The sequence below is a fragment of the Burkholderia seminalis DSM 23518 genome (assembly GCF_902832885.1).
Lineage (GTDB): Bacteria > Pseudomonadota > Gammaproteobacteria > Burkholderiales > Burkholderiaceae > Burkholderia > Burkholderia seminalis.
In genome coordinates this window covers 238353-260652 of the sequence record NZ_CADFDK010000003.1, presented here as the reverse complement: position 1 = coordinate 260652, position 22300 = coordinate 238353, and the positions used below count along the sequence as shown (strand labels likewise).

The following is a 22300-nucleotide window of genomic DNA, read 5'->3' as shown; positions in this document are numbered from 1 at the left end:
TTCGGCGCACGGCCGTCAGGCGAGCGCCTTTCCCTGGTTTTCGTAGACGAAATCGACGATCTGCCCCATCGCCTTGAAGTCGCCGCTGCGGAAATTCGCGGGCAGCGGCGGCAACGCATAGCGCGCGGTGATGCGCTGGATGATCTCGGTCTGCTTGACCGAGTCGATACCGAGTTCGGCTTCGAGCTCGATCGATTCGGAGAACACCTCGGCCGGATATTCCATCGCCTGCGCGTAGATATCGACAAGCTCCGAGAACAGCCGCTCGCGCGGCACGTGCGCGGGCCGCGCCGCGGCAACCGCCGCGGGCGCCCCCTCACTCGGCGGCGCCGGAACCGGCGCCAGCGCCGCTCCACCCACTGCCGCGAGGCGCGGCGCGGGCGCGAGAATCGGGTCCGGCTGCGGCGCGAGTGGCGTCGCCGTCGGTGCGGTGCCTCCCGACACCGTGCCCGCCGCGTCGAACGCGTGACGCAGTTCGCCCTTGAGCCAGTCGACGATGTGCGGTCCGCGCGCTTGCCAGAACGCGTCGAAGCCGGAGCCGGCGTTGCCGATGCGAATATCGTCCTTCATGATGCTGTCCTCCTGGAAATAACGGGTGATCGTCGTGACGACGCTCGATTCCTCTGCCACGCTCGTCGGGCCGCCGAACGTCCTGACCGCGCCCGGCCCGGCGATGCGCACGACGATGCGTGCCAGCGCATTGAGCGCGCCGCACTCGACGTAGCGGGCGATGCCGTCCGCGCGCGCGGCGCGAATCGCGTCCGCGAAGCGCACCGGCATCACGAAATGCGACGCGAGCCGCATGCCGGGATCGTCGGCGCCGCTATAGCGGCGGCCGAGGATCGGCGAATACACCGGAATCGCGAGTGCGCCGGGTCGATAGGCGGCAAGCCGCGCGGCGAACTGCGCGCGCGCCGGCCAGGTCGGGGTGATGAAAGCCATACGGAGACCGGAGCGTCTGTGCGGTCACGCCGCGCGCCGCGCAGGCCGCGACGAAACCTTCCAGCGCGTCGCGCGGGCCGGACACGACGGTCTGCGACGCGTGGTTCTCGACCGCGATGCAGACGTTGCGCACCCCGTGCGTGATCGCGCTCGCGTCGATCAGCGCGAGTGTCGCGTCGGCGCCGGCCGAAATCGCGGCCATCATGCCGTCGGCCGGCGCCGCGGCCTGCAACGACGCAATCCGGTCGCACACGATGCGCGCGCCCTGCTCGATCGAATACACGCCGCCGCACACCAGCGCCGCGATTTCGCCGAAGCTGTGTCCGATCAGCAGGTCGGGGACGACGCCGCGTTCGCGCAGCACGCCGAACATCCCGACCGATGCGCCGAAGATCCCGAGCTGCAACAAGTCGGGCGCCTCGCGCAGCCACGTATCGAGCCCCGCATCGTCGCGCCACAGCGCGCCGGTCAGCGGCTGGCCGAGCCGCTCGCTCGCGACCGCGTCGATCGCGTCGAGCGTCTGCCGCACGCCGCGGTGTTCTCGCCCGAGTTGCCGCAACGCGCCCGCATAGAACGCCCCTTGTCCCGGGAACAGGAACGCGCAGCCGCACGCTTGCGCGTCGCCCACGTTCGGCCCGGTACCGTTCAACTCGCGTCGTTCCATAATCCCAACCTCCCAAGGCTCTCGGCCAGCTTCAGTCTCGCGGTCCGCCACCTCGACACCGCGAGCACGCGCTGCCGGCGCGCATCCGCGAGCGCCGACTGCGCATTCAGCAGTTCCGTGAACGTGCCGACCCCGGCCTTGTAGCGGCCGCGGGCGATGTCGAGCGAATGCAGCGCGGTGTCGAGCAGATGCTGCGAGTTGTCGAGGTTCGTCGTGTCGGTTTGCAAGCTCTGGTAGCTCTTCCACACGTCGAGCGACACCTTGAGTTCGGTACTGCGCACATCGGCTTCCTGCGCATCGGCCTGCGCCTTCGCCTGCGCGATGCGATACCCGGATGCGAATCCCTCGAACAGCGGAATCGAAACCTGGATGCCGATCGAGTTGCTGTGACTGCTCCGCAACTGGAACAGCGACGGCTGCTGCTGGTACGACGGGTTGTTGCGCGAGAGGCTGCCCATCAGCGAAATCGTCGGCAGCGACTGGGCGCGCACCGCGCGGATCTGGTCGCGCGCCGCTTCGAGCCGCTCGCGGGCGGCGATCAGTTTCGGGTGATCGCGCTTCGCCTCGGCGATCAGGTTCGCGACGCCGCGCGTGAAATCGTCGCGATCGGGCGACGGTTCCGCGTCGGCGATCCGCAGCGGCGTGTCGGCGTCCGCGCCGAGCGTCGTCGCGAGCGTGCCGATCGCGTTCTGCAGGTCGCCCTCCGCGCTCACGCGGTCGAGCAGCGCCTTGCGATAGTTCGTCTGCGCCTGCAACGCGTCGCCGAGCGTGCCGGCGCCGCCGTCATGCCGCGCGCTTGCTTCGGCCAGGCTCTCCTGCGCCGCATGTTCGACCGCCTGGGCGGCCTCGAGCGCCGCCTGCGCATCGCGCAGCGCATAAAACGCCTGCGCCGCGTCGAAGAAGACGCTCTGCAACGCGTCGTCGTGCGCCGCGTTGGCCGCGCGCAGCAACGCACGCGCACGGTCGAGGTTCGCGCCGCGCTTGCCGAAATCGAACAGCACCCAGCTCAGGTTGAGCATGCCGTAACGGCTGGTGCTGCGCTGATCGCCGGAGAATCCGCCCGTATAGGTCGTGTTCACGTTGTCGCGCTGGATCCCGGCCGTCGCGTTCAGCGTCGGCAGGTACGCGGCCTTCGACACGCCGACCTCGGCCGTCGCCGCGCGTGCATCCGCCCACGTGCGGCTCAGTTGCGGATGGGAGCAGATCGCGAGCAGGATCGCGTCCTCCAGCGCGAGCGGCCGGTCGTCGAGGCGCCGTGCGCCGCACGCGGTGGCCGATGCCATCGACCCGGCCTGCGTCGCCGCGACGTCGTCGCGCGTGCGATAGATGTCGAGCATCTGCGCGCTTGCGGGCAGCGCGGCGGCCAGCGCAACGGCGGTCAGCACGACGGCGAATGATCGCTTCATCATCTAGCGCCCCGCCACCGGCTCTACCGGCCCGGCATCGTGCGGTGCCGGCCGGGACGCGGCCGGCACGCCGGCATGCGACTTCGCCGCGACCGCCGCGCGCATCGCCGCGGTCGACTGATCGAGCACGACCTTCCCGCCTTGCAGCATGATGACGCGCTGCGCGGACGCGATCGTCTCCGGCCGGTGCGCGACGATGAGCCGCGTCATCGCGAGCTGCGTGACGGCCGCATTGACCTGCATCTCGCGCTGAATGTCGAGATGGCTCGTCGCTTCGTCGAGCACCAGGATGCGCGGCCGCTTGTACAGCGCGCGCGCCAGCAGCACGCGCTGCTTCTGGCCGCCGGACAGCACGGTGCCCATGTCACCGACGAGCGTGTTGTAGCCCATCGGCATCGCCGCGATGTCGTCGTGCACGGCCGCGATGCGCGCGCACTCGGCCACCCAGTCCGGGTCCGCTTCCGGATCGAAGAAGCTGATGTTCTCCGCGATCGACCCCGCGAACAGCACGTCGTCCTGCAGCACCGTGCCGACCAGCGCGCGCAGCCGCTCGATGCCGAGCCTGGCCACGTCGAGCCCGCCGATGCGCACGGCGCCGCCCGTCGGCTCGTGAATCCCGAGCAGCACGCTGATCAGCGTCGTCTTCCCGCAACCGGACTGCCCGACGATCGCGACCGATTCGCCGGCCGCGATCATCGCATTGACGCCGTCCAGCACCAGCGGCTCGCCGTCCGCATAGCGGAACGACAGCCCGTCGATCTCGATGCTCGCGTCGAGCGTGTCCGCCTCGCCCGGCACGCTGCGCAGGCTCGCGTCGGGTTCCGCTTCCGCGAACACGATGTCGGCCAGCCGCTCGCCCTGCAACTGCAGCATCTTGACCTCGAAATACTTGTCGATCAGGCTGCCGACCCGGCTGTCGAACTGACTCTTGTACGCGTTGAACGCCATCAGCACGCCGACCGTGAACTGGCCGTCCATCACCATCCGCGCGCCGAGCCAGATGACCAGCACGTTCTCGATGCCGAACAGCAGCCCGTTGAGCTGCTGATAGAAGATCTGCAGCTTCTGCACGTGCAGGCTCGCGTTCACTTGCTCGACCAGCAGCGTGATCCAGCTCGCGCGCCGCTCCGTCTGGCGGTTGAACAGCTTGATCGTCTTCACGCCGCGCACCGTCTCGAGGAAATGGCTCTGCTGCTTGGCCGCGTGCACGATCTGGTCCTCCGTCGCGCGCCGCAACGGGCCGTACCACATCCATCGGACAAGCGCGTACAGCGCCATCGTCGCCAGCGCGACGAAGCCGAGCGTGCGGCTGTAGACGAACATCATCGCCAGCGTGACGAGCGTCATCAGCCCGTCGATCACCGCGCCGAGAAACGACGTGGTCAGCGTCTGCTGGATCGTGTCGATCGAGCCGAAGCGAGACACGACGTCACCGAGATGGCGGCGTTCGTAATAGCGCACCGGCAGGCTCAGCAGATGCGTGAACACGTTCGCGCGCCACTGGATGTTGAGCGTCACGCCGACATACATCAGCGCCCACGCGCGAATCGCGCCGGTCGCTTGCTGCATCAGCAGCAACAGGCCGAAGCCGAGCGCGAGCACCGTCAGCAGGTCGCGATCGGCGCTGACGATCACTTCGTCGATCACCCATTGCAGGAAGAACGGCTGCACGAGCATGAAGACTTCGAGCGCGATCGCCAGCACCAGGATCTGCGCGAGCGAGCGCGACAACCCCGACACCGGGCCCAGCAGTTCGCGCAGCCTGACCGCCGGCCGCGCCGCGCGCGGCGCGAAGCCGGCGTTCGGCCACAGCTCCAGCGCGACGCCGGTGAACGCGCGCGAGACATCGGCGAGCGATACCTTGCGAATACCGTGCGACGGATCGTGGATCGTCGCGGTCTTGCCGTTCACTTCCTTCAGCACGACGAAGTGGTTGAAATTCCAGTGCAGCAGGCACGGCAGGCGCAATTGGCCGAGCTGCGCCATGTCGAGCTTCACCGCGCGCGTGCCGAGCGACAGGCGCTGCGCGATCTCGATCACGCGCCCGAGGCCCGCGCCTTTCAGCGAAACGGGGAACTGCGCGCGCAGCGTCGCGAGATCCACGTGATGGCCGTGATAACCGGCCACCATCGCGAGACATGCGATGCCGCATTCGGCCGCTTCGGTCTGCAGGACCATCGGCAGCTTGCGGCCGAGGCCGAACGAGAGTCGATCGAGTAATCGCATGCGTGCGCCCGTCAGAGTTTGCCGGTCAGGCTGTAAAGCGGCTCGAGCACCCATTCGTACAGGCGCCGGCGTTCCTGCAGGATGTCCGCCTGCAACGTCATGCCGGCCTGCAGCGGCTGCTGCGCGCCGTATGCGGTGACGTGCTGGGCGTCGAGCGCGACGATCACACGGTAGAACGTCGCGTCGCGCCCCTCGCCCGGGGTCGCCGCCGGGCCGCCGTCGTTCGCGAGTTCGGCCGCCGACAGCGCCGTGCGCGCGATCGACACGACCGTGGCCCCGTACTGGCCGAATTTCTGATAGGGGAATGCCTGATAGCGGACCAGCACCGGCTCGCCGGCCCGCACGAAGCCGATCGCCGTGCTCGGCACGAACAGGTGCGCCTGCCAGCGCGCGCCGCCCGGCACGACACTCGCGAGCGGCCGCGACGTATCGACCGACTGGCCGACGTCCGCGATCGCGGCCGTGACGATGCCCGCCTCCGGCGCGGTGACGACGATCCGGCGCTTCGCCTCGCTTTCGATCAGGTTCTGGTCGACGTCGATCACGTTGCGGTCGATCTGCGCGAGCTGGTTCTGCTGCTTGAAGCCGAGCCCCGACAGTTCGTTGCTCGCCTCGGTGAGCGACTGAAGCGTCGATGCACGGTCGCGCAGCAGCCCGTTCAGCTTCGACTGCTGGTCGAGCAGGTCGGCCTCGCGCTGCTGTGCCTGGTCCTTCGAGATGTAATCCTGCGCGAGCAGGCGGCGATAGCGCGTGGCGCCGTCGGCCGCGATCGACGTGCGCAGCCGCTGGGCCGCGAGCTGGTCGTCGATTTGCGCGAGCGCGCCTTTCAGGTTGGCGATCTTCGCGCGCAGCGTGTCGCGCTCGTCCTGCTGCAGGCTGCGGGTCTTGTCCATTTCCGCGAGCAGGGATGCCTTGCGCTGCCGCGCCTGCGCGATCAACGCGGCCTGCGTCGCACCTTGCGCCGCGCTTTGCAAATCGGTCGACACCGTGTAGAGCGTCTGCCCGCGCGTCACGCGCTGCCCTTCCTTCACGTCGCGCTCGACGACGATGCCCGGCTGCAATGCATAGACCTTGACCAGGCCCGCATCCGGCATCACCACACCGGAGACCGTCGTGCGCCGCGTATACGTACCGAACGTGAAGAACAGCACCACGCAGGTGGCCATGACCATCGCGGCGACCGTCAGCAGCGTCATGGACAGAGGGTGCACCAGCACGATGTCGCCCAGCACCCGCATGCGCCGAGCCTGTGCCGCTTCAGAACGAAAAAGACCGAACTCCATTTTCACCAACGTGTCGCCCAATATCGGTATCGGCGTCCATTCCGCTTCCACGCGTCGGAACAGGCAAAAGCGATCCGGTATACATGGAAGACCCGTGCATACCGGATCGTCAGTTCCATCATCGGGAGACGCGGCCGCTACCGCGTCGCCTCAATGCAGGCAACTCAGTACTGCGGGCCGCCGAACAGGCCGTCCAGCAGGTTCACCGCGGCGGTCGTGATCGTCTCGCCGATGTTGTATGCCTGCTTGACCGGTGCGGCGAAGATGCCGAACGTCAGCGCATTGCCGATGCTCTCCGCGGTGCTGCCGCCCCATTCGATGATGTTGCCCAACGCCGACGGGATGCCCGGGCCGCTGTAGTAGCCGCCGGAAACTTGTGCGATTTCCTGTTGATTCAGTTCTTGCATTGCATTTCTCCAGTTTCAAATTGCTAGATAATCCATCTAGCGGGGCATCGAACAACGCCGCGATTGCGACGCAGATCAACACGTTAAATAGATTTAAACTTTCGAACGACGCGACATATCGACCAATCCGAATTAAACCCTTGCATCAATCCTGCTCAAACGGCGCATAAAATCCCGGCGGCCGAGATCAATCGGTCGACCTTTCACCGTAATCGGCAACCGGACGGTAATTCAGCGGCGCTATGCGAGCACTCCTCGCCCCGTCCGGCATCCGTCTGAAAGACGTCGAGTAACGGACGTACAGGTGCCCCCGTGCATGGATGCCGCGGCGCCCGCACGTCATGGAGTACGAAATTTCAACGAGAACGACTGCCCGACCGAGGATCGACCGAGAATAATCGCGCGCTAAATGCCGCTCACCTAATCAACGAAATTTCATTGAATGGCGGGTCGACATCAGATTTCACCTCAGGTTTTTTTACAGCACTGAATCCGACGGGCCAATGATCCGTCACTTTGCCGACGTTCTTTGTACGATACCGCACCATCGGGCAAACCCGATATTTTGCGGATATTTGCTCTTTTTTATTGATAATTCCGAGCTTGCCTGCTGCGATTGAATGCCCTCAGTTGATTCTGGAAAGCTCGTGTCTCCACGGTCGATCCGTCGCTCCCTTGCAAGCATCGAGCCGTCGGCCGGATAAACCCGGCCACCCGCGCCCGCGGCGGTGCGCCGCCCGCTTCGACGAAGCAGCTACCGGCAGCGTCTGCGTTTGGGCCGGTCCCGGCAAGCCTGTCGCCGGCCTCGATATCCGTCACACGATCAGTCCGGCAGCAGCTGGCACGACCGGGATTACCCGCCATCGGGTCACGATCAACACGGCATCAAAATATCTGACGGCCTCACGTTCAAAATTTCGCTACGTAGCGGGCGTCCTCCCAAATCTCAACGTGGATTCAAAGTCTTCGCCATCAAAAAACTGAAATATCTCAATCATTATTCATGCTCGCAAATTCAGTATCAAATGACAACAATCAAAACCGACGTTTAATAAATCAAGTTTCTGCGGCCGCTTTCAATCCGCTCCACTTCGCTCATTCCTCCCGACCCACGTCGAGCCGCGTCCCGCGCCGCGCTGAGCATCACGAGACGCCTCGCAGTCATCCACCGCCGATGCAATGCCGGCGAGGCCTCCGACGAAGCCGACAAGACCATTTCAAATCCATCACCAAATCATGACTTGATTAACGATAGCGATATGAAAATTTAATCCAACCGGAAATATCTTGTAATTATAAAAACCACCCTCTAGCATGCCTCTGCTGTTCGCGACATGTCTTGTATGGAAGTCTTCACTTGATTCATTCCTCGAACAAACCCATTCATAATCTGGGGAATTACATGAAGAAACTGTCTCGACTGCTGCCCGTCACCGCGATTACCGTCGCGAGTCTCAGCGCTTTTGCCCAGGCCGGCGACCCGTCGGCCGCGGTCGACAAAGCGCTGCAACTGATCCAGCAGAACCCGTCCGCCTTCAGCCTCGCCACCGGCGGCACGGCACGCACGTTGAAGTTCGCGGGGCCGCAGGCGAACGCGCCGGCGGACGGCGATCAGTTCCAGGTACGCGACGTGATCGTCGATCCCGACGGCACCGAGCACGTGCGCTTCGACCGCTTCCATGCGGGCCTGCCCGTGATAGGCGGCGACGTTGTCGTCCATTCGCGCAACGGGCAGTTGAAGCAAGCGAGCCTGACCCAGCCCGCGCCGATCAATCTCGCCGCCGCGATCGGCAAGGTCGGAAACCGCGCGGTGGTACGCAACGCACCCGATGTTGGCGCGTCCAGGGCCACGCGCATCGCGGCCGCGCATTTCAACTCGGACGTACGCCGTGTCGATGACGCGGAACTCGTCGTGTTCGCGCGCGACGTCGCGCCGGTTCTGGCCTACGCGGTACGCGTATACGGCAAGGCCACCGAAGCGCACGGCGATGCGGTGCTGTACTACGTCGACGCACGCACCGGCACCGTGCTCGACGCGCAAGACCTGATCAAGACCGCCGCCGCGACCGGCACCGGCCGCTCGCTGTACTACGGCAACCTGACGCTCACCACGGACCAGACCGGCACGAACGCGTACCGGATGCTCGATCCGGGCCGCGGCAGCGGATCGGTCTACGACGGCCGCGGGCTGAGCTCGGACGATGTCGAGCAAGCGACCGACCTGCCGATCTTCACGAGCAGCACGAACGTGTGGGGCAACAACACGACGACCGACCGGCAGACGGTCGCCGCGGACATCGACTACGGGCTCGCGTTGACGTGGGACTACTACAAGACCACGCACAACCGCAACGGCATCTTCAACGACGGCCGCGGCGTGAAGAGCTACGCTCACGTGGTCTTCAACACCGGCAGCGGCACGACCGGCGCGAACGCGGCCTGGCTGTCGTCGCACGTGATGGTGTATGGCGACGGCGATCCGGGCACTCGCCTGCCGAAACCGGTCGTTTCAGTCGACGTCGCCGGACACGAGATGAGTCACGGCGTGACCGAAGCCACCGCCAACCTGAACTATTCGGGTGACGCGGGCGGCCTGAACGAATCGACGTCCGACATTTTCGGCACGCTTGTGAAGTACTACGCGAACAACCCGAACGATCCCGGCAACTACGTGATCGGCGCGCGCGTGGTGAGCGGCGGCCTGCGCAAGATGTACAAGCAGGATCTCGACGGCCGGTCGTTCAGCTGTTACCCGTCCGGCGGCTTCTCGTGGTCGAATCCGCGCCACGATCCGCATTTCACGTCGGGCGTCGGCAACCGCTTCTTCTACCTGCTGTCGGAAGGCCCGTCGGTGCCGTCGACCGACACCGGCCTGTCGAAGGCGCAACTGGTCTGCAACGGCGACACGACCTTCAGCGGCCTCGGCCGCGAGAAGGCCGGCAAGATCTGGTACCGCACGCTGACCGTGTACCTGAACGCCAGCTCGAGCTACCCGAACGCGCGACGGGCGTCGATCCAGGCGGCGAACGACCTGTATGGCGCGAACTCGGCTGAAAGCGCAACGGTCGCGCGGGCCTGGAGCGCGGTCGGGGTGAATTGACGGTGCGTGCGTGAACCCGTCGAACGTCGGGCGATCGCGCAGCCGTCCTTCGGTCCTTCACATCGAAGGCTGGCCGGATGCGGTCACGCGACGTTCACGCGAACGACGGGGACCGTTGCCGGTCAACCGCCTGCGATTCTCGGGCGGTTGACCGGCGGATCATTGCAGAGGCGTCGACGCGGCACCGTGACCGAAGCATCCGCCCAAGCAGACGACACGTTCGTTCAACCCATTGCGCCGCCCGGCATCGTCCGGGTTCATGCCATGCTGGCGATACGCCGGCAACGCGCTATATTCTCGTCCGAGCAGGACGACGCGCTCGCCTCCGCGGAAGACGCCCGTCCGGCCATCGCCGCATGCTCCGACGTGCTTCCTCACCCAGCGAGAACGAAAAAATGGACCACGCGCAGTACTTCAGCCAAAGCTCGATCCAGGCCGCGAATCTTCGCCTGCACTATCTGTCGCAGTTGCTGCGCGAGCAGACCGGCTCGATCGTCCAGTACGGCATCCTTCGCGGGTTTCCGATCGGCTTCAGTCACTGGGCGGAAGTCGCGGTCGGCGGCTACCTGCTCGGCACCTATGAAATTGCCGTCTGCGCGATCCTCGAGGCGCTCGGGTCACCCGACAAGGTGCTGGTCGATCTCGGGGCCGCCGACGGGATCTTCGGCATCGGCCTGGTCCGGAACAACGTCTTTGCCCGCAGCCTGTGCTTCGAGATGGACGAGCAGCGCCGCCAGGCCATCCAGCACCGCGCCGCGGAGATGGGGCTGGCGGATCGCGTCGCGGTCTACGGCAAGGCCGATCGCGACCTGCCGGCGATCCTGTCGGAGCGCGGCGGCGCGCCGGCCGAACGCGTCATCCTGTGCGATATCGAAGGCGCGGAATTCGACCTGTTCGACGACACGCTGCTGGAACAGCTCTCCGGCAGCCACGTGATCATCGAGATCCACGATTTCCTGCTGTCCGACCCGGAGCAGGCCGCCCGCGCATTCGACGAATTGAGCCAGCGCGCGAGCCAGCATTTCCACGTGTACGAGATCCGCGACGGATTGCGGGACATTCGCAATATCCCGCTGCTGCGCCACTGGTCGGACTGGGACGCCTGGCTGATGTGCGTCGAGGCGCGCTACCGGATGATGCGATGGCTCTGGCTCGAACCGAAAAGCCAGCCGCCGCGCGCCGCGCAGGACATCGATCGCCTGATCCTCGACTACCAGCGCCGGATCTTCGCCGCCTGACGCATCCGCGCCGGCACGTATCGGCCTACTGCATGCCTGGCAGCCGCGGCATCACGCGTGTCGCACGACGATATCCCACGCGGTATGGCATGCCTGCCCCGGCAACGTGAGCGCGCTCAACACGATGCGGTCGCCCGGTTGCGTCGAGACGCTGATCTTGTACGGCGCCTGCAGCGAGACGCTTTCACCATTGCGCGCCACATGCGCCCGGGGCGCCGACGGCTGGCCGCTCAGGTGCGACAGCCCGATGTCCAGCACCGTCCGTTCGCGCGTCACCTCGAATTCGACCGTGTGCGACGCCCATGCATTGAGCGCACTGCCCTGCGGGTGCCGGAACGACGCTCCCGCGGCGAGACGCGGGACATCCGGCAGCACGTCCTCGTGCGCGGCCACGAGCGCCAGCCCGTTGGCGGCGAGGCGTTCGAGCGGAAGCGCGTCGAGGGCGGCCGGCTGTTCCCGCATGCCGGGTTCGGGCGGCAACGCGAACGCCTGGCCGAGCGCGATCGCCTGCTCGGCATCGCGAGACAGATATCGCCAGTGATTGAGGAAGCGCACGTCGCCCGTCATGTGCAGGCCGCGGATCGGCTTGCCCTGATGCTCGAGCAGGATTTGCACGGCATCGAAATCGTGCCGCTCGTGAAGCCCCCATTTCGTGACGAAATTCTGTTCGCAGCCGACCAGGCGAACCTGCCCCAGCCCGCCCCACAGATGCAGGAACGTCGTATCGAGCCCGTGGATCCCGGCGAAGTCCAGGCCGATGCGTCCAGCCTGCTCGCGGACATACTGCGCAAACCGCGCCCACGGCGCTCGGCCGCCCACGACAAGCCCCGCCTGCAACGGATGCCCGACCCGATCGAGTACGTCCTGGACGCACTGACGGACCAGCGCGTCCCGCCGCTCGCCGATGATCGGCGACATCACGAACGCGCAGAAGTGGGCATCGGGCGCGACGTGCAGCAGATCGTCATCGGTCGCGACGTCGAAGATATCGAATCGCGGCCCCGGGAACCAGATATCGGCGTCGTAGAGCGCGAGCGTCTGCAGTTCCGGATCGGCGTCGAAGACCGCGGCCGCGGAGATGTAGCGATCCCACGAAAGGTCGCCGACGCCTGCCCCGGCATAGACTTCGATACCGTTATCGCGCAGCCGCTGCTGCTTGTCGGCGGACAAGCCGTAGCCGATGACGCCGATGCGCCCGCGGTAGTCCGTCGCGCGCAGCGAGACGATGAACGGAATGACCATCTCGTACCAGGCTTGCCGGTTGTCGTCGATCGCGAAGGCGACGAGATGGCGGCGGCTGGTCTCGTTGTTATCGGACGTGTTCATGCGTGTGGTGGCGAAAAGGTGGCGCGTATCGAGTCAGTCCGGCTGCAGGTTCTTGCGCGCGAGACCGGTTGCCGGGCAGCAATCGAATATTCGTTATCGTCATACGATATCGCGGTGAATCCATTTCAGCGGCTTCGTATCGACGCATCCGTTCGCTCGACAAGCGATGTCCGATTGTAATGAAGAACGACGGATTCCTGAAGACGCACGCCGGTGCGTCGTACCCGGCCCGATTGCCCGACGATCACGATCGCGCCGGCGCCCGATGCGGGATGAAAATGCCGCGGCGCCGGGCATTTGTTAAATAGCTTGAATGACCGACAACCGGCCGGCAATTTGCCTTACCATCCGGCCGTCATCCTCGCCGATGCCGCCCACGGTCGACCGGCCGCGGGCGCCGGCCGTGAAGTTTTCCCTCGGCAGCTCGACCGCGTTGCCGATTTCATTCGAACGCCAGGACCGATCATGTTCCAGTCCCCGGGAGATTCATTCGTCAGCGGCTCGTTGCTCGGCCTGTGCGTCGAGGTGCCGCTCGCCGCGCTGGTTTCGCTCGCCATGCACGGCGTCGACTGGAACGGGCAGCGCATCGCGATGCTCATCGCCACGCCCGTGCTGATCGCATGCATCGCGCTGCTCACCCGCCCGGTGGCACTGAGCACGATCTGGAAGCACAAGCGCTCGCCGTTCGTGCTCGACGACAATGTTCGCGCGTCGATTTACGGCCGGCTCAGCGGGATCGCGATCGGGCTGGTATTCGGCATCATGGTCGCGACGACGTTCTCCTGATTCCGCCGGGCCCGTCGCATCGCCCGTTCACATGAGCAGCGCCCGGCGGCGGCGCGTCACCCCGCCACAACCACCGAATTGAACGACGTATCCCACAACGGTGCGACGTTGGCCGGCCCGTCGAGTACGCCGATCCGGGTAAACACATCGGCGACCTGTTGATGCTGCGCGACCACGTCGGGCGTCACCGGCAGTAGCGCGAAGTCTTCGCTGCGCTGGTCGAACATCGCGACGAGATCGGCAACCGGCACGCGCGTCTCGCGGTTCTGCGCGAGCGCATAGTCGCGGAAGCGCCCGTTCGCCCACGCATACGCGTGCCGGAACCGCAGCAGCAGATCGGCGGTGGCCGCGCGCCGGCGCGCATCGTCGAGCACCCGGGGATTCGCGTACACCGGAAAATTTCCCGACAGATAGCCCTTCCCCGTCTTCAGCACGCGCGCGCCGTAGCGATTGCGCGCGAGCTGGCCGTTGTAGCCGTAGATCGCCCACGCGTCGATGTCGCCGCGATCGTACGCAGACAACCCGTCGGTCGGCGACAGGTTGATCGGCTGGATGTCGTCGAAACCGAGGCCGGCCTCCGTCAGCTGGCGATACAGAAAATAGTGCGACGTCGTCGCACGCACATAGCCGACGCGCTTGCCCTTCAGCGCCGCGATGCTGCGGATCGGCGTGTCCTTGCGCGCGAGCGTGACCTGGTTGTTCAGGTCTTCGCGCACCCGCGAAATGAACCGCACGTCGGCTTTCTGGCGCGCGGCGAACACCGCGGGGATTTCGCTGCCCGAACCGATATCAAGCGCATCGGCATTGAGCGCCTCGATATGCAGCACGCCGTTGTTCAGCTCGCGCCAGTCGATCCGGTACGGCGTGTCGCCGAGCCCGGCCGCCTGCAGCAGCGCGCGCCAGCCGCCCTTGTAGGTCGCGACGCGCAACGTCGTGCCGGCGAGATCGGTGTTGACGGCCGGCGCCGCGAACACGGACCTCGCGGCCAGGGGTGCCACCACGACCGCGGCGCCGGCGAGCAGCAGGCGGCGGCGTGACGCCGAGATTGACGACATCGGATGCTCCTGTCGATTGAATGGGTTGCCGGAACCGGCGTGTCAATGCAGCGCCGGAAATCCGTGGCGCTCGGCCAGCAGCTCGAGAATGCGGCGCGCGTCGGTGACGAAGCGCACGTCGCCGAGCGTCTGCGCGTCGTCGGGCGCCGGCTGGTCGCGGCCGAGCACGAGGACCGGCAGGCCCTGATGGGTATCGTCGAGCGCGTCGATCACCGCGGCCCGCGGCCACTCGAACCCGACGCGTTTCACGTCGAGGCGGCCGGCACGATCGGGCGCGCTCGCCAGCAGTCCTTCGATCGACAGTCCATGCGGACAGACGAAGCGTTGGCCCGGATGCTTCGGATCGGCAAAGCCCGGTTCCAGCAGAAACAGTACATCGCGACTCATGTCAATCGGCTCCCATGTTCGTTGATCCACCCGGCCGGGACGCTTGCACCCGTGTGCGCGTCGATTCCCGGCGCATGCCGGCCCGCGACCGGATGCCCGACTCTACCGTCACGCGTCGTGCGGCCCTACCAACGTTTTGCGGAATCGATATGCGGGACCGCATAGCGCATCGGTGCTACGCCGCCTAGCGGGCGTTGCATAAAAACATCGCGGTCGGGTCTGCACATATTGCGGATATCGAACGATTTCATCGATCGATATGACATCACGCACGGGTTACCGCTGCCCGCCGTATGCGGTCCAGGCGATGTGTTCGCCGCAGCATGCACGCCGGACGCGATCACGACGGACATGCCGGGCCGGCGACCCTGCACATTACAAATCGGCCGCGCGACGATTTACAAACCACGGATCGACCGTTCATCGGCGCGTCTGTCGTCAATAGCATCGTGATCCTCACGGACGTACCCATAAAAAACAGAGGATAGCGATGATCAAAAAATCGGTAGTACTGGGTTTGGTTTCGATCGGTTCGGTCAGTGCGTACGCGCAGAGCTCGGTGACGTTGTACGGCGTCGTCGACGCCGGCATCGCGTATACGAACAACCAGGGCGGCGCGAGCAACATCCAGCAGACGAGCGGCAAGCTGAGCGGCAGCCGCTGGGGCCTGAAAGGCGCGGAAGATCTTGGCGGCGGCCTGCAGGCGGTCTTCACGCTCGAAAGCGGGTTCCGGCCGAGCGACGGCGGCCTCGGCCAGGGCGGCCGACTGTTCGGCCGCTCCGCGTACGTGGGTCTCGCCAGGTCGGGCCTCGGCACGCTGACGTTCGGCCGCCAGTACGAGCCGATCACCGACCTCGTCGCGCAGTACTCCGGCGCCGGCTTCTGGTCGCCGGCCACTCACGTGGGCGACAACGACAACCTGAACCAGAGCTTCCGGCTGAACAACGCGGTGAAGTTCCGCAGCGACACGATCGCCGGCTTCACGGCCGACCTGCTCTATGCATTCAGCAACCAGGCGAACGGCGGAGCGGGCACGGGTTTCTCGAACAACAACGCGTGGGGTGCATCGGCGAACTACGTGAACGGCCCGCTGTCGGTCGGCGGCGGCTACGTGCGGTTCAATCACCCGAACGCGACGTCGAACACAAGCGGCGCGGTGGGCGGCGCGACCTCGACCACCGGCAACGACTACAGCGGCGCATTCTTCTACGGGCTGAACGGCGGCGTGCTCAAGCAGCAGATCGGGGCGCTGGGCGCGAACTACGCGCTCGGCCGCGCGACGGTCGGCTTTGCCTGGAGTCGCACGCAACTCGACTATGTCGACGGCTCGTCGCGCAAGTTCAACAACTACGACGTGAACGCGCGCTACCAGATCACGCCGGCCGCCACGCTGATCGGCGTCTATACGTTCACCGACGGGCGCGCGAGCGGCCTGCCGGGCACCGGCGGCCAGACGCTGAAGCCGCGCTGGCACCAGTTCACGCTCGGGTTCGACTATGCGCTGTCGAAGCGCTCCGACATCTACGTATCGGGCATCTACCAGCTCGCGGCCGGCGATGCGAGCACGGCCACGTCGGGCGGCTATCGCAAGATCGCCGCGATCTCGAACATCGGCAGCGCGTCGTCGACGAACCGGCAGCTCGCGTTCGTCAGCGGGCTGCGCGTGAAGTTCTGACGGCACGCGTATCGGGGGCGGCGCGATAAGCAAAGCGGGATTCGTTGTTTGCCGCGCCGTGCCCGGTTGCCGAGAATGTGCGTTTCGCCGCGCGAGGCCGCCTGCGTGAACGCCGAACCGGACGGGCGTCGCGCCCGTCGCCGTTGCCCGGCGCGCGCCACCCTCGCCAGGAGCAAGCCATGAGCGACACCTCCCTTGCCGCCCCGCTCGCGCCGTCGCCGTTCGTCGACGTCCGTTCACCGGCGGATTTCCCCGACAGCCCCGTGTCGCGAGCGCTCGCGCAGCCGCTGATGCTCGGGCTGTTCCTGCCGATCCAGGCCGGCGGATGGAGCGCGTCGACCTTGCCGCGTTCCACCGACTGGACCTTCGACTACAACGCCGATCTGGTCGTGCGCGCCGAGGCACTCGGCTTCGATCTGGTGTTCGCGCTGTCGCAGTGGCTGCCGAAAGGCGGCTACGGCGGCGTGTTCGACGGCCAGGCGCTCGACTCGTTCATGACGCTGGCCGCGCTGACCGCGCGCACCGAGCGGATCATCCTCGTCGCGACGAGCCACGTGCTCTACGGGCCGTGGCATCCGCTGCATTTCGCGAAATTCACCGCGACGCTCGATCACATCTCGCGCGGGCGCTGGGGCATCAACGTCGTGACGGGTCATCGCGCGATCGAACACGAGATGTTCGGCTGGAACCGGATCGAGCACGACCGACGCTACGAGATGGCCGCGGAATTCCTCGATGCGGTCCAGCAGTTGTGGGCGCAACCGGACAACTTCAGTTATACGCCGGCACTGTCGAACTGGCGCCTGGGCGGCGCATTCGTGACGCCGAAGCCGCGTTACGGCCGCCCGTTGCTGATCAACGCAACGGGCTCCGACGCCGGCATCGAATTCGCGGCGCGCTATTCGGACATCGTGTTCGTCACGAGCCCGGCCGGCCCCGACGCCGAACGGGCGATCGACGCGCTGCCCGCGCATACTGCCCGCGTGAAGGCGGCCGCTGCCGCACGCGGCCGGACGATCCGCACGCTGCTCAATCCGCTCGTGATCTGCCGCGAGACGGCGGCGCAAGCGCGCGCGTACCGCGACGCGATCGTCGCGCACGCGGACGAAGGCAGCTTTCACCGTTTCGACAGCGACGCGCATGCGTGGCGCGGCGGCTTCGACCAGCGTTCGCAGACGGCCGCGCGTGCGATCGGCGGCAACATCTCGATCACGGGCTCGCCCGACGAAGTCGCCGACACCATCGTGCGGCTGCACCGCGCCGGCATCGACGGTATCCAGCTGAGCTTCTACGACTTCAGGCCCGACCTCGACTTCTTCGGCGAACGCGTGCTGCCGTTGCTGCGCGAAGCCGGCTTGCGGCGCTGACGTCCGGCCGCGGCAACCGGCCTGGTGCGATCAGAACACGCGCCCTTCGGTCAGGTGCGTCGTCACGCCGTTCAGTTCGTAGTCGCCGATCACGCGTGCCTTGTGCAGCAGCGGGTTGTGACTGAAGATCGTGCGCAGGTTGCGCCAGTGCCGGTCGAAGTTGTGCGCGCGCGCCGTCGCCGACGCGCCGCCGACTTCGAACAGCCGCTCGGCCGCATGCAGCGCGAGCTTGCTGACGATCAGCTGCGTGCGCGCGGTCGCGAGCGCGCTGTCGAGCACGTGCGCATGCGCGTCGGCGTCGCCCGCTTCGATCGCGTCGGCGGAGCGATCGAGCGCCCGTGCGTTTTCGCGCACGAGCGCGTCGATCGCGTGGCTGTGCGCAGACAGCTCGCCGACGACCTGCTGGACGAAATGGTCGTCGTGCGCGGTGGGCGCCGGGCTGTGCAGCGCCGGGCGTCCGTGCACGAGCACGTAGCGACGTGTATCGGCCACCACGTTGCGCACGATGCCCGCCGCCGTCGCGACGAGATGCAGCTGCCGCAGCGCGCCGCAATGGCGGCCGACGAGCGTCGACCCGTCGCGCGCGGTCACTTCGTCCGCGAACACCTGCACGTTGTCGAGCAGCAGGCTGCCGCTCGCCGTCATGCGCTGCCCCATCCCGTCCCAGTCGTCGAGCACCTGCACGCCGTCGCGCGCGACGGGAATGATCACGGCCAGCGCGTCGCCCTGCTCGTTTTCCACGTTGATGCGCGCGAAATCGGCAAACGCGGTGCCCGTCGAATAGTATTTTCGTCCCGTGACCCGATGGTGATCGCCGTCCCGGCGCAACACGGTCGTGTTTTCGCCCGGCCGCGACGTGCCGAGCTCGGTCGACGCGCCGCCGAAGATCGCGCCGGCCAGCACGCGTTCGAGCTGCACGTCGTTGAACGGTGTGCGCGGCGACAGCCGCAGCGTCTCGGTCTGGTCGTAGTGAATGCGCAAGGCGTGCGCGAGATTCGAATCGGCGGCGGCCAGCGTCGCGATCGTATCGAACAGATCGACCAGCGTGCCGCCGAGGCCGCCGCGTGCCACCGGAATCCGCAGCGCGCCCAGTGCCGAGCGCCGAAAGATCGCGAAGCCCTCGAACGGCAGTTCGCGGCGCGCCTCGCGTTGCGCGGCATCCTGGCCGATCGCGTTCGCGAGATCGGGCAGCGTGGCGAGCGCGTCGCGCAACGCGTCGCGTGGATCGACGGCATCACGGGCAGTCATCGGGTAAATCCTTGTGGGAGGTGATCGGGTGCGTCGCGGCGAAGTGCGATCGCGGCATCGCAAAGTATAGGGACGCGTCCCGCGCACGTGAAAAGCCGATTTCAGCTTTTGTTATGCGTGCGCCGGGAATGGTCGCGCATGGCTGCCGTGTCGGCGCCGGATGGGCCGGCGACGCACGGTCACGATGATGCCCGCGCACGAAACCATCCGCTCGCGGCGCGCAGAGACAACGCTCAGTCCGCCGCGCCGTTCCGGCAGAACCCGTGCGCCGACTCGCCATCCCGGCCCGGGCCCGAGCGGTTCCCGGCGTTCGCTCCGGCGTCAGCGGCGTGGCGCGAAGGCGTCGACACCCGTCAACGCAGCGGACCACGCCCACAGACGTTCAGCATCCTCCCGATCGATCGCGTGCGGTCGCACGCCCGACTCCTCGTTGCCGCGCGTCACCACCGCGATGTCGCAATCCTCGCAGTAAACGCCGCCGATTTCGGCGAGGCGCGGCGACGTTGCGGCCCACACCTGCGTCGCCGCGCCCTGCGCCGGCGTCTTGAAAGTCGGGTCGATCGGCACGCCGTGCTCGTCCACCCAGCCCTGCGCCATCATCTCCTCGCGGGTGAGATGACGTTGCAGCGGCGTCGCGATCTTGCCCGGATGCAACGAGTACGCGCGGACGCCAAACCGGGCGCCGAGCGCGTCGAGTTGCACCGCGAACAGCGCATTGGCGGTCTTCGACTGCGCGTACGCGAGCCATTTGTCGTAGCCGTGCGCAAACTGAACGTCATCCCAGCGAATCGGCGAAAGCCGGTGCCCGAGCGACGACACCGCGACCACGCGGGCGCCGTGCCCATGCGCGAGCGCGGGCCACAGCCGGTTGACCAGCGCATAGTGGCCGAGATGATTGACGGCGATCTGCGCTTCCCAGGCGTCGCCGACGCGCGTCTCGGGGCACGCCATCACGCCCGCGCTGTTGATGACGATATGCACGTCGCGCCGCGCGTCGACGAACCGCGCGGCGAATGCGGCGACGCTCGCGAGATCGGCGAGGTCGAGTGCCGCGCTCTCGACGCCGGCCATCCCGCGCGTCGCGTCGCGCGCGGCATCGGCGCTCCGCGCGCCGACGATGACGTGCGCGCCGGCCTGCGCCAGTGCGCGCGTGGTCTCGAGGCCGAGACCCGAATGGCCGCCTGTGACGATGGCGGTTTTGCCTCGAAGGTCGAGACCGGCCAATACATCGCTCGCCGTCGACGCGGCGCCGAATCCGGAATGAAGGGGGTGTTGCCTGCTCGTCATTGAAGGCTCCAGGAATGATACGCACGGCACGCGGCCGCCCGCCGGTCACGTCACCGCACGAGCCCATTCTCGGGGCACGCACCCGGACTGTGAATGCAATAGAATCCGGTTTTTCGTCGAGATCGTCCGGGAGTTGCGCATGGATCCGCTGTCGGAAGTGCTGTCGCTGCTGGAAACGCGCGATTCGTTTTTCACCGGTCTGCGCGCCGGCGGTGCGTGGGCAGTCGCGATTCCGCCGCCCGACGGGGTCAAGTTCAACGCGGTGGTCGAAGGAAGCTGCTGGCTGACCGTCGACGGAGCGGGGCCGCCTGTCCGGCTGCGCCCGGGGGATTGTTTCCTGCTCGCTTCGCCGCGCGCGTTTTCGCTGGCGAGCGATCCCGCGCTCGCCCCGGTGCCGGCCGCCGACGTCTATCGGAACGTCGAACGCGGTATCGCGCACTTTGGCGAGCCGGCGGATTGCTTTCTGATCGGTGGCCGCTTCGTGTACGAAGAAGGCATGCCGCTGCTGCTCGGCAGCCTGCCGCCCGTCGTCGTCGTGAACGGCGGCTCCGAACAGGCGGCGGTGCTGCGCTGGGCGCTGCAGCAACTCGCGCAGGAATTCGGTGCGTCGTCGCCAGGCGGGTCGCTGATGGTCCGGCATCTCGGACACATGATGCTGGTGCAGATCCTGCGGCGCTATGTGGACGACGGTGCGAACGGCGATGTCGGGTGGCTTGCGGGGTTCGCGGATTCGCGGGTGAGCGCGGCGCTGGCCGCCATTCACGCAGAGCCGGCGCGACGCTGGAGCGTCGACGCACTCGCGGCCTGCTGCCACGTGTCGCGCTCGACGTTCGCGCTGCACTTCAAGCGACGGCTGGGATTCGGGCCGCTCGAATACGTGCTGCGCTGGCGGATACAACTTGCGATGCGGGAGCTGCGACGTTCGAACGTCTCGATATCGGCGATCGCGCAGCGGCTCGGCTATGACTCGGACAGCGCGTTCGGACACGCATTCAAGCGCATCGTGGGTTGTTCGCCGCGCGCGTATCGGCATGGCCTGGCCGACGGGTCGGGCCGCTAGCGCCGGTCGCCTCTGCGTCTGTTGGCGCCCGCGAATGGCCTCGGCGGCACAGCCGAAGCGGCACTTCCGCCAACGGGATTCATTTACATCAACGACGTCAGGATAAGTTTTCTTATCACAACACCGCGATTAGATAACCAAACTCGCATTTACGAGAATGCCCCGCATGCCGCGAGGCGCCCCGCTCAACGTCCGATCGGCAATCCGGTCGGCTCGATCCAGCCGAGCTTGTACGCGATCAGCAGCGACAGAAACAGCGTGACCGACAGCCCGACGCGGGCCGCGAGCGACCACGCCATCCGCTTGGATTTGCCGCGATCGTGATTCATGAAATACAGCGCGAAGATCAAGCTCGCGATGATCATCGCGAATGCCACAGAAACCAGCAGGGTTTTCATTGCTGTTGCCTTTGAAGATCCGAATCGGCCTGAATCAGTTCGGCCAGTTTATTCCGTTCGTCGGCGATGCCGCCGACGCCTGACGCGGGCCAGTCCAGCGCGACGCCGTTGCCCAGCGAATCGCGCACGAGCGCCTGGTAGCGCCGGTCGTTGAGCCGGCCGTGATCCATGGCTTCCGAGATCTCGCGCCGGAACGGCAGCGGGAAACTCGCGTAGGCGCGCGACAGCGCCGCATATTGTCTCGCATCGATCTCTTTCGACGATGGTATGACAGTCCAGAGCACCACGGCCACGATGGCCGTGAACGGGATCGCCGTGTAGCGAAGGATGAACTTGATCGGGGTCATGAAGCGGTGGGTCGAAGGAATCGCAAACGCGGGCCGCGCGGCAGCGAAGCCACAGGCCGGTCGTACCGGGCATATTGTACTGAAAGCCCCATCCGGCT

At 66.5% G+C, this 22300-nt stretch carries 17 protein-coding genes and 1 pseudogene; 6 read left to right on the top strand and 12 right to left on the bottom strand.

Going from position 1 to position 22300, the window contains the following annotated elements:
* Positions 1-15: 15 nt before the first annotated feature.
* The 5 genes and pseudogenes from HWX00_RS11775 to HWX00_RS11755 form a co-directional block, all read right to left on the bottom strand.
* Positions 16-1606 (bottom strand): annotated as a pseudogene (locus HWX00_RS11775) (acyltransferase domain-containing protein).
* The gene (locus tag HWX00_RS11770; RefSeq protein ID WP_175028223.1) at positions 1588-3015 is read right to left on the bottom strand and encodes a TolC family protein; all 1428 of its coding nucleotides are present in this window, start codon (positions 3013-3015) and stop codon (positions 1588-1590) included. The pseudogene HWX00_RS11775 and the gene HWX00_RS11770 overlap by 19 nt, the downstream one beginning before the upstream one ends.
* Positions 3016-5238: a peptidase domain-containing ABC transporter gene (locus HWX00_RS11765; protein ID WP_175028224.1), complete on the bottom strand. Its 2223-nt coding sequence runs from the start codon at positions 5236-5238 to the stop codon at positions 3016-3018.
* An 11-nt stretch (positions 5239-5249) separates the two neighbouring features.
* Positions 5250-6521, bottom strand: a complete 1272-nt coding sequence (locus tag HWX00_RS11760) for an HlyD family secretion protein (protein WP_034190059.1) — start codon at positions 6519-6521, stop codon at positions 5250-5252.
* Positions 6522-6685: 164 nt separating this feature from the next.
* On the bottom strand, positions 6686-6928 hold the full coding sequence (locus tag HWX00_RS11755) for a hypothetical protein (protein WP_034190058.1): 243 nt from the start codon (positions 6926-6928) through the stop codon (positions 6686-6688).
* Between the two features lie 1402 nt (positions 6929-8330).
* On the opposite strand from HWX00_RS11755, the gene HWX00_RS11750 reads away from it, so the two are divergent.
* Positions 8331-10028, top strand: coding sequence for a M4 family metallopeptidase (locus HWX00_RS11750; RefSeq protein WP_175028225.1), 1698 nt, complete (start codon positions 8331-8333; stop codon positions 10026-10028).
* A 395-nt stretch (positions 10029-10423) separates the two neighbouring features.
* Positions 10424-11266, top strand: a complete 843-nt coding sequence (locus HWX00_RS11745) for a hypothetical protein (protein WP_124608249.1) — start codon at positions 10424-10426, stop codon at positions 11264-11266.
* Positions 11267-11317: 51 nt separating this feature from the next.
* On the opposite strand, the gene HWX00_RS11740 is transcribed toward HWX00_RS11745, so the two are convergent.
* Positions 11318-12592 carry a hypothetical protein gene (locus HWX00_RS11740; protein ID WP_069705731.1) on the bottom strand — a complete coding sequence of 425 codons (1275 nt, stop codon included), beginning with the start codon at positions 12590-12592 and terminating at the stop codon, positions 11318-11320.
* 465 nt (positions 12593-13057) lie between these two features.
* Here HWX00_RS11740 and HWX00_RS11735 point away from each other — a divergent pair, with 465 nt between their 5' ends.
* On the top strand, positions 13058-13378 hold the full coding sequence (locus HWX00_RS11735; RefSeq protein ID WP_034190054.1) for a hypothetical protein: 321 nt from the start codon (positions 13058-13060) through the stop codon (positions 13376-13378).
* A 56-nt stretch (positions 13379-13434) separates the two neighbouring features.
* Here HWX00_RS11735 and HWX00_RS11730 read toward each other — a convergent pair whose 3' ends face one another.
* Together HWX00_RS11730 and HWX00_RS11725 are read right to left on the bottom strand one after the other, a co-directional pair.
* Positions 13435-14433, bottom strand: coding sequence for an ABC transporter substrate-binding protein (locus tag HWX00_RS11730; protein ID WP_175028226.1), 999 nt, complete (start codon positions 14431-14433; stop codon positions 13435-13437).
* Positions 14434-14475: 42 nt separating this feature from the next.
* Entirely contained in the window at positions 14476-14820 is a 345-nt protein-coding gene (locus HWX00_RS11725; RefSeq protein WP_175028227.1) for a DUF3088 domain-containing protein, read from the bottom strand.
* 490 nt (positions 14821-15310) lie between these two features.
* Between HWX00_RS11725 and HWX00_RS11720 the strand changes: the two genes are divergently transcribed.
* On the top strand, positions 15311-16495 hold the full coding sequence (locus HWX00_RS11720) for a porin (protein WP_175028228.1): 1185 nt from the start codon (positions 15311-15313) through the stop codon (positions 16493-16495).
* Between the two features lie 179 nt (positions 16496-16674).
* Positions 16675-17862 (top strand): LLM class flavin-dependent oxidoreductase, encoded by a 1188-nt coding sequence (locus HWX00_RS11715; protein ID WP_175028229.1) that lies wholly within the window; start codon positions 16675-16677, stop codon positions 17860-17862.
* Positions 17863-17892: 30 nt separating this feature from the next.
* Here the strand turns inward: HWX00_RS11715 and HWX00_RS11710 are convergent, their stop codons facing one another.
* Positions 17893-19110: an acyl-CoA dehydrogenase family protein gene (locus HWX00_RS11710; RefSeq protein WP_175028230.1), complete on the bottom strand. Its 1218-nt coding sequence runs from the start codon at positions 19108-19110 to the stop codon at positions 17893-17895.
* Positions 19111-19431: 321 nt separating this feature from the next.
* Positions 19432-20397 carry an SDR family NAD(P)-dependent oxidoreductase gene (locus HWX00_RS11705; protein WP_175028231.1) on the bottom strand — a complete coding sequence of 322 codons (966 nt, stop codon included), beginning with the start codon at positions 20395-20397 and terminating at the stop codon, positions 19432-19434.
* 139 nt (positions 20398-20536) lie between these two features.
* On the opposite strand from HWX00_RS11705, the gene HWX00_RS11700 reads away from it, so the two are divergent.
* Positions 20537-21457 carry an AraC family transcriptional regulator gene (locus HWX00_RS11700; protein WP_049028927.1) on the top strand — a complete coding sequence of 307 codons (921 nt, stop codon included), beginning with the start codon at positions 20537-20539 and terminating at the stop codon, positions 21455-21457.
* A gap of 185 nt (positions 21458-21642) precedes the next feature.
* On the opposite strand, the gene HWX00_RS11695 is transcribed toward HWX00_RS11700, so the two are convergent.
* Together HWX00_RS11695 and HWX00_RS11690 are read right to left on the bottom strand one after the other, a co-directional pair.
* Positions 21643-21855, bottom strand: a complete 213-nt coding sequence (locus tag HWX00_RS11695) for a twin transmembrane helix small protein (RefSeq protein ID WP_006489184.1) — start codon at positions 21853-21855, stop codon at positions 21643-21645.
* Positions 21852-22202: a hypothetical protein gene (locus HWX00_RS11690; protein WP_034190047.1), complete on the bottom strand. Its 351-nt coding sequence runs from the start codon at positions 22200-22202 to the stop codon at positions 21852-21854. The genes HWX00_RS11695 and HWX00_RS11690 overlap by 4 nt, the downstream gene beginning before the upstream one ends.
* Positions 22203-22300 lie beyond the last annotated feature (98 nt).

Bases quoted from the DNA above. Each gene is read 5' to 3' on its own strand.
- HWX00_RS11770 (WP_175028223.1), bottom strand. From the start codon at position 3,015: ATGATGAAGCGATCATTCGCCGTCGTGCTGACCGCCGTTGCGCTGGCC.
- HWX00_RS11765 (WP_175028224.1), bottom strand. From the start codon at position 5,238: ATGCGATTACTCGATCGACTCTCGTTCGGCCTCGGCCGCAAGCTGCCG.
- HWX00_RS11760 (WP_034190059.1), bottom strand. From the start codon at position 6,521: ATGGAGTTCGGTCTTTTTCGTTCTGAAGCGGCACAGGCTCGGCGCATG.
- HWX00_RS11755 (WP_034190058.1), bottom strand. From the start codon at position 6,928: ATGCAAGAACTGAATCAACAGGAAATCGCACAAGTTTCCGGCGGCTAC.
- HWX00_RS11750 (WP_175028225.1), top strand. From the start codon at position 8,331: ATGAAGAAACTGTCTCGACTGCTGCCCGTCACCGCGATTACCGTCGCG.
- HWX00_RS11745 (WP_124608249.1), top strand. From the start codon at position 10,424: ATGGACCACGCGCAGTACTTCAGCCAAAGCTCGATCCAGGCCGCGAAT.
- HWX00_RS11740 (WP_069705731.1), bottom strand. From the start codon at position 12,592: ATGAACACGTCCGATAACAACGAGACCAGCCGCCGCCATCTCGTCGCC.
- HWX00_RS11735 (WP_034190054.1), top strand. From the start codon at position 13,058: ATGTTCCAGTCCCCGGGAGATTCATTCGTCAGCGGCTCGTTGCTCGGC.
- HWX00_RS11730 (WP_175028226.1), bottom strand. From the start codon at position 14,433: ATGTCGTCAATCTCGGCGTCACGCCGCCGCCTGCTGCTCGCCGGCGCC.
- HWX00_RS11725 (WP_175028227.1), bottom strand. From the start codon at position 14,820: ATGAGTCGCGATGTACTGTTTCTGCTGGAACCGGGCTTTGCCGATCCG.
- HWX00_RS11720 (WP_175028228.1), top strand. From the start codon at position 15,311: ATGATCAAAAAATCGGTAGTACTGGGTTTGGTTTCGATCGGTTCGGTC.
- HWX00_RS11715 (WP_175028229.1), top strand. From the start codon at position 16,675: ATGAGCGACACCTCCCTTGCCGCCCCGCTCGCGCCGTCGCCGTTCGTC.
- HWX00_RS11710 (WP_175028230.1), bottom strand. From the start codon at position 19,110: ATGACTGCCCGTGATGCCGTCGATCCACGCGACGCGTTGCGCGACGCG.
- HWX00_RS11705 (WP_175028231.1), bottom strand. From the start codon at position 20,397: ATGACGAGCAGGCAACACCCCCTTCATTCCGGATTCGGCGCCGCGTCG.
- HWX00_RS11700 (WP_049028927.1), top strand. From the start codon at position 20,537: ATGGATCCGCTGTCGGAAGTGCTGTCGCTGCTGGAAACGCGCGATTCG.
- HWX00_RS11695 (WP_006489184.1), bottom strand. From the start codon at position 21,855: ATGAAAACCCTGCTGGTTTCTGTGGCATTCGCGATGATCATCGCGAGC.
- HWX00_RS11690 (WP_034190047.1), bottom strand. From the start codon at position 22,202: ATGACCCCGATCAAGTTCATCCTTCGCTACACGGCGATCCCGTTCACG.